Annotated in this window: 12 protein-coding genes and 2 pseudogenes; 12 read left to right on the top strand and 2 right to left on the bottom strand. The window is 54.4% G+C overall.

Translation table 11 applies throughout. From position 1 onward, the window contains the following. Positions 1-2,766: DUF4011 domain-containing protein (locus QRN55_RS15770; RefSeq protein ID WP_284777425.1), on the bottom strand; the 2,766-nt coding region annotated here is incomplete at its 3' end. Positions 2,767-2,957: 191 nt separating this feature from the next. Between QRN55_RS15770 and QRN55_RS15765 the strand changes: the two genes are divergently transcribed. From QRN55_RS15765 to QRN55_RS15730, 8 genes are all read left to right on the top strand, one after another. Further along, positions 2,958-4,607: an SH3 domain-containing protein gene (locus QRN55_RS15765; protein ID WP_284777424.1), complete on the top strand. Its 1,650-nt coding sequence runs from the start codon at positions 2,958-2,960 to the stop codon at positions 4,605-4,607. A 145-nt stretch (positions 4,608-4,752) separates the two neighbouring features. After that, positions 4,753-5,148 carry a hypothetical protein gene (locus QRN55_RS15760; protein ID WP_284777423.1) on the top strand — a complete coding sequence of 132 codons (396 nt, stop codon included), beginning with the start codon at positions 4,753-4,755 and terminating at the stop codon, positions 5,146-5,148. A gap of 59 nt (positions 5,149-5,207) precedes the next feature. Beyond that, positions 5,208-8,627 (top strand): TM0106 family RecB-like putative nuclease, encoded by a 3,420-nt coding sequence (locus QRN55_RS15755; protein ID WP_284777422.1) that lies wholly within the window; start codon positions 5,208-5,210, stop codon positions 8,625-8,627. Between the two features lie 486 nt (positions 8,628-9,113). After that, positions 9,114-9,359: a hypothetical protein gene (locus tag QRN55_RS15750; protein ID WP_284777421.1), complete on the top strand. Its 246-nt coding sequence runs from the start codon at positions 9,114-9,116 to the stop codon at positions 9,357-9,359. Continuing rightward, positions 9,325-11,325, top strand: coding sequence for a hypothetical protein (locus QRN55_RS15745; RefSeq protein WP_284777420.1), 2,001 nt, complete (start codon positions 9,325-9,327; stop codon positions 11,323-11,325). Before QRN55_RS15750 ends, QRN55_RS15745 begins: the two co-directional genes overlap by 35 nt. After that, positions 11,318-12,034 (top strand): hypothetical protein, encoded by a 717-nt coding sequence (locus QRN55_RS15740; protein WP_284777419.1) that lies wholly within the window; start codon positions 11,318-11,320, stop codon positions 12,032-12,034. Before QRN55_RS15745 ends, QRN55_RS15740 begins: the two co-directional genes overlap by 8 nt. 12 nt (positions 12,035-12,046) lie before the next feature. Then, on the top strand, positions 12,047-12,952 hold the full coding sequence (locus tag QRN55_RS15735; protein ID WP_284777418.1) for an SIR2 family protein: 906 nt from the start codon (positions 12,047-12,049) through the stop codon (positions 12,950-12,952). A gap of 177 nt (positions 12,953-13,129) precedes the next feature. Beyond that, a complete protein-coding gene (locus QRN55_RS15730) occupies positions 13,130-13,405 on the top strand; it encodes a hypothetical protein (protein ID WP_350225191.1) in 276 nt (91 codons plus the stop codon). Positions 13,406-13,546: 141 nt separating this feature from the next. On the opposite strand, the gene QRN55_RS15725 is transcribed toward QRN55_RS15730, so the two are convergent. Further along, a complete protein-coding gene (locus tag QRN55_RS15725; RefSeq protein ID WP_284777417.1) occupies positions 13,547-13,891 on the bottom strand; it encodes a hypothetical protein in 345 nt (114 codons plus the stop codon). A 149-nt stretch (positions 13,892-14,040) separates the two neighbouring features. Here QRN55_RS15725 and QRN55_RS15720 point away from each other — a divergent pair. The 4 genes and pseudogenes from QRN55_RS15720 to QRN55_RS15705 form a co-directional block, all read left to right on the top strand. Next, a pseudogene (locus tag QRN55_RS15720) lies at positions 14,041-14,475 on the top strand (DNA cytosine methyltransferase); the annotation flags it as partial. Positions 14,476-14,642: 167 nt separating this feature from the next. Further along, a complete protein-coding gene (tnpA, locus tag QRN55_RS15715; RefSeq protein ID WP_284777416.1) occupies positions 14,643-15,029 on the top strand; it encodes an IS66-like element accessory protein TnpA in 387 nt (128 codons plus the stop codon). Then, complete coding sequence (tnpB, locus tag QRN55_RS15710) at positions 15,026-15,379, top strand: IS66 family insertion sequence element accessory protein TnpB (protein WP_284777415.1); 354 nt, start codon at positions 15,026-15,028, stop codon at positions 15,377-15,379. The genes tnpA and tnpB overlap by 4 nt, the downstream gene beginning before the upstream one ends. Before the next feature lie 69 nt (positions 15,380-15,448). Continuing rightward, positions 15,449-15,963 (top strand): annotated as a pseudogene (locus tag QRN55_RS15705) (IS66 family transposase); the annotation flags it as partial. Positions 15,964-15,966 lie beyond the last annotated feature (3 nt).

The following is a 15,966-nucleotide window of genomic DNA, read 5'->3' as shown; positions in this document are numbered from 1 at the left end:
AGCCATGGCCGCATAACTTAACCGAAATGGCCTCCGGCAAACCCGGTGCGGTTCAGGTACCTCCTCAGGCCCAGCAGCGTCCTTGAGCAGCATGCCGCCCTGTTCTCCCAAATCCGACCATAATGTCAGGAGGAGCCTTCGCACCTCTTCCAACATGCCGCGAACTTGATCGCACCGAGCCTTGAGGGCGCGCTTGTCGGTCAGTCTACCAGCAATCGCACGCGCTTCCGGCCCGAGGCCTCTGAGACTCCTCATCCATATGACAAGATCCTCTAGCGGACGCGGATCTGTCCGCTCACCGCGCCAATCGGCGCCGAACGCCCCGCGCCCTAAGCTGTCACCATCTTTTATGGTTGTCCGAGCCTGCTTGCCCTTCTGCAGGAGATCGAGCAGACGAACGGTTTCTTCAGGGGTTGTTTCCGGCATGATGGTTCGTAGTAACGCCTTGGCTCTCCGCCAGTCGCCACTGAAGAACTTCAGCGCCTTCCTTCCATGAAGCGCTACAGCCGTTCGCGTCAGAGAAAGGTCCATGTCCCAGGCCTGCTCGGACATCTTACCGTCCAACTCGGCCTTGGTCCGCCTGTAGATGGCAACAGCTTCAGCCAGATCACCAGCCTGCTCCAGGCCGCGCTCCCATATTGCTGCAACGAATGCATCTGGGCTCGCGTCCGGCGCGTCCGCCACCCTGTCGCCAATATCTACCAGCCTGCCGATCGATCCAAGCGTGGAAGACGCATCTATTCCGAGCATCTGCTTCAAGGAGATGACCGACTGAAGGAAACGGGGCAATGCCGCATCGATCTGTCGTATCGTTCCGAAGCCGCTTTCCGGAAATGAAGCCGGAAGCTGCTTGAACTGTTCCAGCATCGGTCGCGGTTCAATTTCCCAAGCGCCATCCTTGAAGTGCTCGGCAATTTGGCTGGAAAGGCGCGAGAGCTCCGATCCGGCGCGCACCAGTTTCTGTACATCCCCCTCCGATTCTTCCCACACCGATGAGGAGAGTGCGCTGGACGAGATTGCATGAGGGGCTGTCGCTATCGCTTCAGCCAGCCTGACTTTCTCGCTGAATTCAGAGATCGAGGAAACTGGCTCGCTATACAAAGATGCCGTCACATCAACCATGTCGCGTCGAAGCGACGACAGGTCGGAGGCGGTTTCCTTCAGTCGCTTGGTAAGCCGCTCGTGGTCGAGCGGGGTAATCGACGTGAGGCCAACACCTGACCAAGCGTGTTGCGATGGAAGCCCGATATCATCGATCCGTTGAGCGAGCTCCCTAAGGAGGCCTTGTATCCGCTCTCGTGTTTCCGGTGACCAGCTTGCAGCTTCCGGCAGCTCGATCTCCGACGGGGGCGTCCCCATCTGCCGAAGGCGTGACAGTTGACCGATTACTTGGTACGGTGTCAGAGCGTATGGAAGATACACTCGATGTAGACGTTCTGGATGTGAGTTGAGACTGTCCCGCGCTTCGACAAGTCTCCTATCGACCGCATCGGAAATTTCACCTTTTGGCGCGCCGAGCTCCCAGACATGTTGAAGCTCACCCAGCAAAGCCTTCTTGTTAGCCTTGTTCGAATGTAGCTCAAGACAAGCGTCACCGACGCCAGCTTGATCAAGGCGCCTTTTTACCACTTCAAGAGCAGCCATCTTCTCGGCGACGAACAGAACCGTCTTACCGTCGGCCACAGCGGCGGCAATAATGTTGGCAATAGTCTGCGATTTTCCGGTTCCGGGCGGACCCTGAATGACAAGATTATGCCCCTTTCTGACCTCGTGAATTGCCACGGTCTGCGAGCTGTCAGCGTCAACGATGTGCGTCATCTCAGCGGGCGAGATATGAGCGTCGATCCTCGCTTCCTCGGACAGCAGATCATCGTTTCTCGGAAATCCATCGGATACGAGTGAGGTGATCAGGGTTCGGTCGGTGAACTTGGCGCCAGAGGGCCAAAGGGTAGGATCCAGATCCCGGTACATCAGGAATTTGGCGAACGAAAAAAAGCCAAGCACAACGTCGTCAGGCTGAACCGACCAATCTGCTTTGATGGATACAGCTTCCCCGACCTGTTTGGCGTAAGCTTCAAAAGAGAAGTCATCTGATGCGTCGAACGACGGCATGGTAATCTTGTGTACCCGGTCGAGGAAGGCCTCCAGCGACAGGTTTGAAGCAAAGTCCTCTTGTCGGGCACGCAATTTGAAACGTTCTGCTGCGCTTGCGCGCTCCAGGGCCACCGGCACGAGGATCAATGGCGCATAACGGACGTTCTCAGCGTTGTTTGGGTCGACCCATTTGAGTGTGCCAAGGCCGAGATACAGAATGTTAACGCCTTGTTCTTCCTCTAGCGTCCGCGCGTCAAAATAGAGATCCAGCAGACGCTTCTGAAGTGCATTCGGCGTCATCCGCGTTTGAAGCTTGGTGTCGCCGTGGCGAACGAGACGACCGGACCCGTCACGTTCGTCATCGTCCGGAAGGTCCAGTTCCAGGACGTCTTCTGCTTCCTCACCGTCCTTCAGCTCTCGCCCCTTGGCGCCTGCGAGAAAGGTCATCGCCTTGGCCTCGGTGACAAGGATGCGGAAAATTTCCGCGGACTGCTCGTCGACTATGTCGATCGTCTTGGCACTCTTGGAGAACCTTGGGACGTTCAGCAGCCTATTTCGTGCTGACAAGTCAAGCAGCTCAGTCCTCGCACGCTCAACCTTTGCCTCAACCGACAAACTGCTGTCGAACACCGACTTCTCTATTTCGCCGTTACCAAGAACATTTTCAGACATGCACTTTCCCCATTCCCTGTGACGCGGATCATGCACAAATGAACGTTGCGGTCCATATGCGATAAAGCAACTTCACCGTTTATTCTGAATATGCTTAAACACGATTGTCGTTCGACACTTTGCTTCGGTTTCAAGCTGCGCATGAGTTGCTTGGTGCCGGGCATTACAACATGTTTTGCCGGGGGGCTCACGTGCCATTCTATATTCGAAAGTCAGTATCGGCGGGGCCGTTTCGGTTCAACTTCTCCAAAGGTGGAGTGGGAGTGTCTGTTGGGGTGAAGGGGCTACGGATCGGCACTGGGCCTAGAGGACATTACATCCACGCTGGTCGCGGCGGGCTTTACTACCGCGCAACACTTGGCAACGCGGGACAATCTCGTCGGAACGCCTCCTCTGAAGCGCACTCCAGAGTACCTTCTGACCTGACCTTCGAGACAGACGACGTCAAGATGATTGAAATCGAGTCTGGCGACGTATTGAACATGAAGGATGAGTCCTTCACCGATCTACTGAATGAGATCAATTCGAAGGCCGCGCAGACGGCGATGTCTTCGCTTCTGATGTGGATCGGGATTGGATTGGGACTTGTCGCTGGGCTCGCTTCCAGTGGAGCAGGTCTGATCTTCTGTGCGCTTGGCGGTCTTGGATGGATGATCGGTAGATGGCTGGATTCATACCGCAGATCTACCGTTCTTTATTACGATCTCGAGGGCGACGCAGAAACATCGTATAGGCAGCTCACTGAAGGTTTCGACAGGCTGCAACAGTGTTCGGCGAAATGGCACATCCAAGCAGGCGGCGCAGTCCAAAGCCTAACGGCGTGGAAACGTAACGCCGGAGCCTCCCATCTCGTCAACAGAAAGTCGACAGTTCTCGGCTACAAGCTACCCATTGTCATCAAAAGCAACCTGACACCCCCTGCACTCCATGTGGGACGCCAGGTCATGTATTTCATGCCAGACGTCGTACTCGTCCAGGATGGTGGCCGCGTTGGAGCCGTGAATTACGCCCAGCTCAATGTCCGCTGGGAGGATTCACGTTTCATTGAGACTGAACGGGTGCCGGGTGACGCGAGGGTTGTAGATCACACCTGGAAGCATCCCAACAAAAGTGGTGGCCCTGACAGACGGTTCAAGGACAACACGCAAATACCGATTTGCCTGTACGAGGCAATCCATTTCACCAGTAGCAGTGGCCTGAACGAATTGGTGCAGGTATCTAAAACGGGTGTCACTGACGGGTTCGCTGATGGCGTGAGAAAATTGGCTGCGCTACCTAGAGATCGGACAATTTCGACCCTAGCGAGCCCGGTTTTGAAGCCTGTGACTGAAGCTGTCACAGAACTTCCCAAGTCAAAGCATACTCGTTGGAAGAGAATTGCCGCGTCTGTAATATTCCTTCTTGTGGCACTTCCGCTTCTCGCCCAACTCACAACGCTCGGGAAAAACGGGAACGATGGACCGGAGCCAATTGCTGCGATTGCCGCCGCCACCCACGCGGAAAATGAAAATACCCAGGCCTCTTCTGCGGCAGTCGAACGCAAGCCAACAACGGAATCAAGTCCCACTGTGCAAATTGAACCAGAGGCTAAGGTCGAACCGCCTGCCAAAAACTCCTCCGCGGAGGGCACAGAACCAGACAACCCATCCCTTAAACACGTTCAGTACGCGTCTACTGCAGTCAATCTGCGCAAGGGGGCAGGAACAAGGTTCCCAGTCATATTGGTCGTTCCAAAGAACGCGGCTGTCGAAGTAGTCGAAACCAAAGGTGGCTGGAGCCGCGTCAGACTTGAATCCGGTGTAGAAGGCTGGATGGCTCGCACTACGCTCAAGGCGCAATAGACAGCCTGAATGGTAGCCCGGTCGTCGTCGATTTTAAGGTAGCTCAGGGGCAGTAAAATTCTTAGCGATAGCCACTCTGACATCAATCGGTTTCCATCAGATTTTACGCAAAGTAGCTCAAGGAGCCATGGTATGAGCGAAAAAAATGAAGCGGGAGAACCTTTTCAGTTGCGATATCGAGATTGATGACACCGGTCTCTTTATTGGCCGTGTTAAGTTTAGATCGTACGATACTGGAAGACTAACAGGATTGACCGAGAACTCCATACGCTCGCAGTTCAACCAACTCTTGCAGCTTAGCGCTTCTGGAGCGATGGTCCGAGACGGGGTTGTCTTGACGGGTTATCACAACAACGACGACAAGGGAGATGTTCTGCTTCTGGACGGCGAGTTCATCGGCACGTGGTATTCAGACGACTTCGAGTGGTCCTACTTCATGGAGCCTGGAAATGACGTGGAGACGTGCAGCGCACCCTCCCCTTGGATGCTTCAAGACGCCATCACGGTGTGGCTGCGCGAGAACTCATTGCAGGCGTCGTGACCATCAAGAAGTTCATAAAAAATCCCTTTTTGGGCTACGACTAGGGCTAAAATCATCTGATGCAACTTTGTGACGACTCTCTTCGGCTTAGCGCTACCGACCTTGTCGGGCACCTAAATTGCCGCCATCTAACCGGTCTCGACATCGAGGTCGCGCGAGGCACGCTTTCCAAGCCTGCTTTTTGGGACCCGCTATTACAAATCCTGTGGGAGCGTGGCGCGCGCCATGAACAGGACTTCGTCAATCATCTGAAGGCACAAGGACTCGACGTCACTGTGATAGAAGGAGTTGAGATTGAAGACGATGCCGTTGTCCGGACCCGAGCGGCCATGGTTGATGGCCATCCTATCATCGTCCAGGGCGCGTTCCGGCTTAACGAGTGGGTGGGCCGTACCGACATTCTTCGCCGCATCGAGATGCCAAGCGATCTTGGGGCATGGTCATATGAGGTCATCGACACCAAGCTTGCACGCGAGACAAAGGGTGGCACAGTGCTTCAGCTATGCCTTTATGCCGAACTTGTGGCATCCGTGCAGGGCCTGACGCCTGAGTATTCCTACGTCGTCGCGCCCTGGTCCGACTACGAGCCGCAAATCTTCCGAATGGACGACTACGCGGCCTATTACCGCCGGGTAAGGGACGGGCTGACGCATGCGATCAGAGACTATGGCGAGCAGGAAATCTATCCCGACCCGAAATCGCATTGCGATATCTGCCGCTGGCAGGATCGTTGCGACCAGCGGCGGCGCGACGACGATCATCTTTCCCTCATCGCCGGTATCAGCAAAGTCCAGATCGACGAACTCAAGCGACAGGGCATCAATACCGCTGCCGACCTTGCGGTCATGTCCTTACCACTCGCCTGGAAGCCCACTCGGGGGGCCGCCAACTCCTATGAGCGCATCCGCGAACAGGCGCGCATCCAGGTGGAAGGCCGCGAGGCCGGCACTGTAATCCACGAGTTGCTGCCTGTGGTGCCAGGGTTTGGGCTTGCAAACCTGCCGGCGCCGTCCTCCGGCGATATCTTCTTCGACCTGGAAGGCGATCCCTTCGCAGGTGAAGTCGGGCTCGAATATCTGTTCGGCTACAGCTTCGCCGACACAAATAGTACCGCCAGCTACACCTGCAATTGGGCTTTTACCCGCGAGGAAGAGAAGGCGAATTTCGAGCGCTTTATCGACTTCGTCATGGCCCGTCTCGAACAGCACCCCGATCTGCACATCTATCACTTCGCGCCCTACGAGCCGGCGGCGCTCAAGCGGTTGATGGGCCGCTACGCGAGCCGCGAGGAAGAGATAGACTTCCTGCTGCGCTCCAAGCGCTTCGTTGATCTGTACGGCGTTGTCCGAAACGCCTTGCGGGCGAGCGTCGAGAGCTATTCCATCAAAAAGCTCGAACCGCTGTACGGGTTCACACGCGACACGAAGCTGTCCGACGCAAACATGGCGCTCGCAAAGGTGCAGGCCTGCCTGGAGCTTGGCAATCTGGAACTCATCGATGATGCCGACCGCACGGTAGTCGCCGGCTATAACAGGGACGACTGCGTTTCGACCTGGCAATTGCGCGACTGGCTTGAGAGCCGCCGCGATGAACTGGTCGCAGCAGGCACGGATGTGCCGCGCCCGCAGGCACCGGAAGGCGCGCCGAGTGAGAAGCTCAGCGAGTGGCAGGAGAAGATCCATGCGCTCATCGACCAGCTAACCGGCGACGTGCCGCTGGATCCAGCGGACCGGACACCGGAGCAGCACGCGCGCTGGCTGCTTGCCCATTCGCTCGACTGGCATCGGCGGGAGCAGAAGGCGCTGTGGTGGGAGTATTTCCGGCTATCGGACCTCGCGGCGGAGGACCTGCTCGAAGAGCGGGCGGGCCTGTCCGGCCTTTCCTTCATCGGCGCAACCGGCGGTACCGCCAAGGCGCCGATCCACCGCTACAGCTTCCCGCCGCAGGAGACGGAACTGCGCGGCGGCGAAAGCCTGCGGAACATGGGCGGTGCCCATTTCGGCACGGTCGAGGAGATGGCGCTTGACGAACGCTGGGTCGATATTAAAAAGCGGGGCGACACAGCCGATGTCCACAGCGAGGCCGTTTTCGCTCACAAGGTGATTGATGCCGACGTACTTGCGAAGGCGCTTGTTCGCATCGGTGAACATGTCGCCGCGAACGGCATGGAAGGTGATGGTCCATATAGGGCTGCACGTGATCTCCTAATGCGAATCCTGCCAAGGATTGGCGGCCAGCCGATCCGACAAGATCGCGAATCTACGCTTGACGCCGCGCTGCGCATCGCGCCGCATTTGCAGCCGGGCGTCTTCCCTATTCAAGGGCCACCCGGCGCCGGGAAGACCCATACTGGTGGCCGCATGATTTGCGCCCTCGTTCAGGCGGGAAAGACTGTCGGCGTGACCGCCAACAGCCATAAGGTGATCCGCAATCTTTTGGATGCCGTCGTGACGGCGGCCGACGAGATGGGCGTCAATGTGCAATGCATGCAGAAACCTGCCGACAAAGAAGACGACGTCCACCGCTTGCGCTTCACGACAAAGCCATCTGAACTGCTTGGCGCTATCGGCCAATGCGTCAACGTCGGCGGTGGCACCGCGTGGCTTTGGGCGTCACCCGACGCGGCTGAATCAGTGGATGTACTCTTCATCGATGAAGCGGCGCAAATGGCGCTTGCCAATGTGCTCGCTGTCTCTCAGGCGGCGTCCACCATCGTGCTGCTCGGGGATCCGCAACAGCTTGACCAGCCCATGCAGGGAAGCCATCCAGAAGGCACTGACGTCTCGTCGCTCCATCACATCCTCGGTGACGACCAGACCATTTCCGACGACCGCGGACTGTTTCTTGCCGAAACGTGGCGTCTTCATCCCGATATTTGCGCTTATACGTCTGAGCTGTTTTACGGCGGACGCCTTCACCCAAGGCAAGGACTCGAAGTGCAGGAGATAAGGTCGGGCGGGCGTGTTAGCGGCGCGGGCCTACGTTACGTCCCCGTGCCGTCCGACGGCAATCAAAGCGCATCGCCCGAGGAAGCGGAGTGCATCCGTGACCTCGTGGATGAGATTCTTGAGACAGCGACGACATGGATCGACAAGCATGGGGTAGAAGCCCCGGTTACACTCAATGAAATCCTCATAATCGCGCCGTACAATGCTCAAGTCATCGAGTTGCAGGACCGAATCCCCGGCGGCCGCATCGGCACAGTCGACAAATTCCAAGGTCAGGAGGCGCCGATCGTCATCTACTCGATGACGACCTCAAGCTATTCGGACGCGCCGCGCGGCATGGAGTTTCTCTACAGCCTAAATCGGCTGAACGTGGCTACGTCTCGCGCGAAATGCATCTGCGTGCTTGTCGCATCGCCTTCCGTCTTCGAGGCACAGTGCCGGACGCCGCGGCAGATGCAGCTCGCTAACGCCTTTTGCCGATATCTAGAGCGAGCGATACCTGTCCATGCGGGTCTTCCAGCCAGCACATGATGCGCGGCATTCCTAGTGGATCTCTTGATTACTACGGGACATTCGCATGTTGCTCCACGGATCGCCTGTATGGCAAAATCGAGCCCACGAGTGCTGTCCCGGCATCTGCCGTGTAAAACTGGTCGAGGCACGGCCCCTCACCCCGGCAGAGGGGGGCGCTTTGCTTCTGGAGACGCAGTCAGTCTGTTTATGCCTCGTGCAGTATTGAACATGCCCTTTCGTGCACTCGCTATTTTTCGACATTTTTGCTGACAATCCGTTGTAAATTGCAACTTTGGTATTGCTCACTACGTTCTACACGGCTTTGACAAACGCGCTTCGGTGTGAAAACTTTATACGGTGATCATTTAGGGGAGTTAGTACATGCAGCCAATTGATATCTCGATTAGCATCGTGTATACGCCCCGTGACAAAGTGGGACGGTGTAAGATGCAGTTTTGCGATTACTATACCGTATGTTTTTTGGCCTAAGCGCAGGATACGCTCATGCCTATCAGTTTAAAAGCAATTAAGGCGACCTCTGCGATGAGGAGCAAGTACGGCCGTAAAAAGAAAGGCATGTACGACACAGAAGTCCGTTACGCGACTGGGGAAACTGCGGGTATTGGGTCGACTACTTCAAAGATTTTCTCTAAAGCAAAGGTGGCAGGCGGTGTAACATTCAACGCCGACGGCACTTATGTTTTTGTGGAAGATCATGAAGCTATCACAACAGAGCCTTCTCGTTCTTGATTTAGACCCGGCTACCGATACTCATTCTATCAGAATAGCCCCTAGTCTAAGTCGATCTTTTTCGAACTGGTCGGCGCACACTAGGGTTTCACCGGTCTGGCTTTATGCGGACCTGGATAAAGCTGCAAAGCCCGAGTTCACTGGAAATGAGTTTGGGTTGGCGTTCGTAAGTAGCGTCAACCCAGCAGCTTTTGCATCTCATTTCGGGGCGGACGATTTCGAATCTACGTTCGGAAATATTTGGATTTCTCTTGGGGTTTACAATCTTGTAATTGTCTTACCGAGTAAGGAGAGCGGGGAGCTGGTTCGCGATTATTGCGAGAAGGCTGCTGCGGCTCTTGAGCTCTGGCAATTTGGGAAGAAACTACCTGACCATTCTATCGTCGTTGATACGATGACATATTGTCTTCCCAATCGCTCAGTCGAGCTACAGAAGATTCAGCCTATAATTTCAGAAATCGATGTGACTGAGCCTCACTTCAAGTCGTTATTGGTGGAGCTTTCAGCGCTGCTAGCCATGGGCTCCAAGCGATCCGCGGTGCAGACGCCAACGCTTCTTGCAGATTTCGAAACGATCGCCGAGACCGCTTTTCAAGCAATTACCTCTCCCGCCGCGTTGCGAAGCAATGAGAATGTGGACGAAGTGGAAAGGGCTGCGGTCCTTTCGGAGCTTCACAATATAAATGCTGGGCTCTCAAGGCTGACATCCCAAGCGCTGTCAGGCTCTACCCCAATATCGAAAACGGAATGTCATTTTTGGCCACACTCGCTCTTAGGAATCGGGACAGCAAATCGCGCCCTCCGCAACATCGTGGCTTTCATCGGGGATACTCTGCACGAATTTAACTTCGAAGGAAGAAGCGAAGCGCTGCTAGATCGTCCGCCAAGTTTTGGTAAGCCAAGCAGGCAAGTGCCTTTCGCTGAGTTAGGCCGCCATTTTGCTCTCGATAATGAGCAAGACGACGGAAATTCACCGCTACCTATCATTCCTATAACGTATTTCAGTGGTAGAGATGGCTTCAAAAATTCAGCATTTACAACCAGCGCTCCACTTCTGAGTATTTCAGCGGGAAACAGCTATCAATTTTCCTTAGTCACTATAACTCATGAGATCAGTCACCGGATCGTTGCCAGTCAGATCGCGAGTATGTTGGACAAAGTCGAGAAGAGTTTTCCAACCTTTCGGAAACTCAAGGATGCGTCTCAGGCAGTACCAGCGAGCTACGCAGAGGTATTCTTCGCAGAGATGTTTACTGCTCTAAACGCGATGGCTCACGAGCACCTGAGCTTGAGCGATTCTCCAGTCCTCGATGATCCCCGGCATCTACCGTCAATCTTCCACGACTATGGCGAGGAGTTCGAAGAACATTTGGTGCACGTGTTTGACTTTTGGTATTTCTTCAATCGTGACCCTGTACTCTATATAACCACCATCTGGTGTTCTTGGGCTGTACTTCCCGGCATAGCATCAAAAATCGAAGAATACGTCATCAGAACACTTATAGCGCTTGCGTCAAATCGGACAGCTTCGCAGAACTGGCTTGAAGAAACCAGGATGGAGATGCTGCGCCTGTTCCAGAATCAACCTCGCTTGACGAAACTGCATCTTGCATCTGAAGTTGTCGAACTTCTTACAAACGAAGACATGTTTCAAACAATAATAAAGAGGGTCAATTCGAGGCAGAACGTAATTAGAGTTTTCCATATGATATTGAAAAGCCAGATACTGGCGGCGTCATTTTCAAAGGAAGAGCTCGTCACCACGTCTTCGAACAGGACAAGATCACGACACTCAACCGAAACGGGTTATGGTTTCGATGAGAGAGAGTTTAGTTCGGCAAAATTCAGCAATCCGATAAGATTTTTGAACCGGTATGCATCAGACGAAAAGGCTGACCCCGTGAAGTCGGCGTGGGTCCTAATGATGCTTGCATTCAATATGCACAGGAAGAACGAGAATGGCTGACTTTCTGCGAACCATTCCGCACACGCTGGATGGTTTTTTGCTTCAATGGCGTATGCCACGAATGCGAAGCGGAGCTCTAGCAGATCATTCAGATTTGCTTGACGAATTCCACGCTATTCCTGAATTCAAACCTCTGGATCTCGGAGCCACCGGAAGGGGTTGGTTCGCGTTTGAAGTGTCGAGCAAGACGCCGCTCCAACCGAACTTCGAGCCGTCCGATCTAGGCCTGTACCGCTATTTCCTTCTTCTTCGAATTCAGGCCACTACAGGCACCGTCGTTGTTGCAACTGCGTCTCGCAACTTGACGCGCGCGATCATCGACCAATTCATCAATCGATATCTACGACCAAACCTTCAACCGATCCAATTGCTCACCAGTGAGCTTTCCAGCCAGCTTGTTGAGGATCCGGAGAGCGGATTTAAAATGACTTCGTTATCCGGCGACTTTATTTACGATGGGTCTGACGTGCGGGTAATGATTCTATACGGAGACGACCTTGGGAACTCACGGTTCGTCCAGGATAATATCGGTGCCATTATGCCCAATCAGGTCGGGATGCGAGAGCGCACTTCTATGCGTGAAGATGCACGAGTGGGGTCAGCTGGCACGCTCCGATTTTATTTTCGCGAAGGAGAGGGTCTGAGAAGTCTCGAGAAGTGCCTAGCGTTCATGTTGGCGAAGAAAATTTACGTATATCCAGCCTCGTAGTGTGAGACAGAAATGCAAGATATTGAATCCTGGAACCATCGTTCTTTAGTAATCGAGTTTCTAGCGAAACGATTGAATAGTGGTCACATACTCCCTTTTCTTGGTTCCGGCGTGTCGTATTTCGCTAATTTGCCTAACTGGCAAAATTTATTATCAGATATCGGAAAAGAAGTGGATCCCGATTACGTATTACCCGACGACGATCCATATGTTCAGGCGGAACACCTTCTCTCGTCGGGTTTTCACGACAAGACCCAAGAATTTTATAAGGCGGTGCACTCTCAGCTGTTTGCCCACCTCGACAGCGATTTCTTGGACGTAATTCGTGCTGATGAAGGCATGAGAGCCCTCACCATGCTTTGTCATAGGTCTGTTAGAGGGGGGTCGAACTTCATCGCTACGTTAAACTACGATGATATTCTAGAGCTTATGCTCAATGATCTGAGCCTGGTCGTGCATAGCGTCGGCAGTGATCGATTTCTACTCGGGAGCTCCGATGTAACCGTGCTTCACCCACACGGCCTGCTCAGGCTTGAGGACAAGGGCAAGGACTTGGACCGACGGATTGTGATCGCGCAGTCGGATCACAGCCATGTTAAGGACAGCTCCTGGTTTCCAATGCTGACAGTACTTCTTTCTAAGTCCTTCCCATTGTTTATTGGCATAGGTGGTAAGGATCTCAGGTTCTTAGATTATTTGGATGAGGCAAGAAAATATAACTACAGCACAGACATTGCTGGATTGCCCTATGTTGGGATCCGTCTGTGTTCCAGAACTGATGCATATAAAGCTATCTTCGAGAAAAAGAAGATTAAATGTATTGATTTCGAAGACTTGGGGAGGGATTGGCCGACATTCGTCGCGGCAGTTTGCCGAAAAGCTGCAGAAATAGCTCGAGAGAGGATTCATTCCATTTGAAATCGATCATGTTATTGAAGCTGTTAATGCGTTGACATGTTGATTTGCATTGCTTGAGGATTACCTGCTTGGAGCAATGTTTGAGATCTTCCGCTCAGGTTGGGCAACCAGCAAAGGGATGCTTAGATTCGAACGAACAAGAAGTATCCGAACACGCCCTGTGGTCGATACTTCGTCGTGAAAGGACGGCTGTGGCGTCGCAGTAATCCTAAACTCGATGAGGCCATCCGTGCGGCACTGGTCAAGGATTTGATGGCCGCACGCCAGGCAGTTCGCGACGCATCGGTAGGCTCGCCAGCGATGATCGAAGCTCGAAAGAAAGTTAAAGTGGCTAAAGTTGCGCTCGGAGAACGCGGTCCGGTCTGGTGGGACGATAAGGCGCCTAATTTCAACCGCTATCTCGTCAAGAACACGCCGTATGCCGCTTGGTTTGCACGGTTGGTAAAGGCCTAAAGAGCGTCTAAAGCCATACAAGCGCGTTGCAGAACTCTTTTCGCGAACCGCGAATATCAGCTTCGGTTCTGATGCTTCTTAATGGCGAGAAAAACGGCGGCGATCACAAAAATTGAGAAACCTGCGACGCCGTAAGCAATATCAAACGTCGACGGATATTCGAATGTCATCATCTGATCTCAGCTCCTTCAGTATCTCGATACCGTATCCCTTAATGATAACAGCACCGGCGAAAAAACCGCACGCAAAAATTATGATCCACGGTGTAATGTGGACACTTAATAACGCCGCAGTGGTCGGCGCGATGCCACCTGCGACAAGAACGTTCGATGCCAGCGTATTGCACCATGAAGCGCGATGCTTGGTCCTCTCGTTGTGAATCAACAATTCCCGTTTTGACGTGATTGGGAACACTTCATCGTCTTCATCGAGCTTAAAGTTTTTTTCGCGTTGGGACGAGGACACTCGAGATGTCAGGGTTGTCATAATTAGTCTCTATAGGTCATGCCGCGCCCTTATGGCCGCGCCGGGTAAGCTCACTATTGGCGCAACCCGTTAATGGACCATTGAAAGCTGTTATCGAGCACACGCCGACGGCCTAAAAGCCTCCAGTCCCTCGGTGTTTACCCCGCACGCCCTTCAGCACAGTAGGCCAGAAAAACGGACGGCATGATGAAAACGACCTGATGATGGAAGGAGTGCGTGATGTACGCGAGGTTGCGCCGAAGGCATTCCTGTTTGAGAACGTCGAAGGCGTCCTGCACTCGCGAGACGCGGACTACGTTGCATTTCTACTGCGCGCATTTTCAAAGGCAGGATACTCGACGGAAGTTCACCGGATAAACGCCAAGGACTACGGCGTCGCGCGGAACCGCTCCCGCATCACGTTGGTAGGAATGCGTAAGGATCTCGCAGGAGCCTTCCGGATGCCAAAGAAATTTCCGGAACTCACGACAAACGTGGCCGGCGCCCTTGCCGACTTGATGGGCGAGAACGGCTGGGTCGGTGCGCAAGTATGGCTGCATTCGATGAAAGATCGCGACTACCGTGCGGATACCGTTCGAGGCTAGCTAGGCAGCCCACGCTATGGAGAGGCGAGCCGAGTAGAGACGCAGCAGCTTAGCAATGCTCCGCCAGCAAAAGCCGCACCAACGGAAAGCGGCGTTCCACTCCCACCTTGCTGGCTGCCTCCTGATCTGTGATCGCCTTTCCATCGATGAAGAACGGGAGTTTCTCCATGGAGTCTACGTTGGAGTTTCTCACAACCAGGAAGCCTGTGCGTGAGATTCATCGTAAATGGCCAGACGAGGTCAAAGCAAATATCGTTTCGGAAAGCTTGCGGCCGGGCACGACAGTCAATGAAGTTGCGCAGCGCTATGGATTGCGGGCGAACAGCCTTTCCACCTGGCGGACGATGGCGCGTCAGGGCAAGCTGATCCTGCCAGCACCGGAGGATGCGGTAGAGTTCGCGGCGGTGATCGTCAATCCACCTGTTTCAGAACCACCGCCTAAAACGGTTGGTCGCGCCGAGATTGTCGTTGGCCCTGTCACCATCCGTCTTAAGGAAGGAGCATCTGTGGCCCGGATTGCTGCTATCGCTCGTTCCCTAGTGGCGGCGACATGATCTTTCCGTCGAACCGCCTGCGGATCATGGTGGCAACCAAACCCGTGGATTTCCGCAAGGGTCATGACGGTTTGGCGGCGCTGGTGAAGAACGAACTGCACAAGGACCCGTTCACCGGAACGGTCTTCGTGTTCCGGTCTCGCAAGGCGGACCGGTTGAAGCTGATCTACTGGGACGGCTCCGGGATCGTCATGGCCTACAAACGGCTGGAAGAGCACACGTTCACATGGCCCGGTATCAAGGATGGGCTGATGACGTTGACCCATGCCCAGTTCGAGGTCCTGTTTGCGGGCCTGGATTGGCGGCGGGTTCATGCCATCAGGACGAGGACGCCGAAGACCATCGAATAGCTGCGGCAAGATGACTCAGGACAACAGATTCCGAAGGAAAATCGGCACAGAATTTGGTAAGTTCCATTCATGCTGGACACCGCCGATCTTCCCGATGATGTTGCTGCGCTGAAGGCGATGCTGATCGCAGCCCAGGCACGCGAGGCGGCCAAGGATGTCGCGATAGCCAGTAAGGACGAACATATCGCCCGCAAGGACGAGCGGATCGAACGGCTTGAGAAGCTGGTCGCGGCGTTCAAGCAGGCAGCCTTCGGGCGCAAATCCGAGAAGACCGATCCTGACCAATTCGACCTGGCGCTGGAAGACCTGGAAACGGCCATGGCCGCCATCCATGCCGAGGATGAGGCGGACACCCCTGCTGGAAACCGGATTGCCAAGCCCCGTGCGATCAATCGCGGCTCCCTTCCAAAGCATCTTCCGCGTATCGAAGAGGTGATCGAGCTGGAAAGCCTGATATGTGCCTGCGGCGGTTGTCTGCATTGCATTGGTGAGATGTCTCCGAGCGACTGGACGTGATCCCGGCGCAGTTCCGCGTCATTGTCACCCGTCGCCCCAAATACGCGTGCCGTGCCTGCACCGGTGGATGA

The sequence above is a fragment of the Agrobacterium sp. lyk4-40-TYG-31 genome, from assembly GCF_030209855.1.
Lineage (GTDB): Bacteria > Pseudomonadota > Alphaproteobacteria > Rhizobiales > Rhizobiaceae > Agrobacterium > Agrobacterium vaccinii.
The sequence above is the reverse complement of the archived record's forward strand: the minus strand, read 5'-3'. Positions and strand labels throughout refer to the sequence as shown.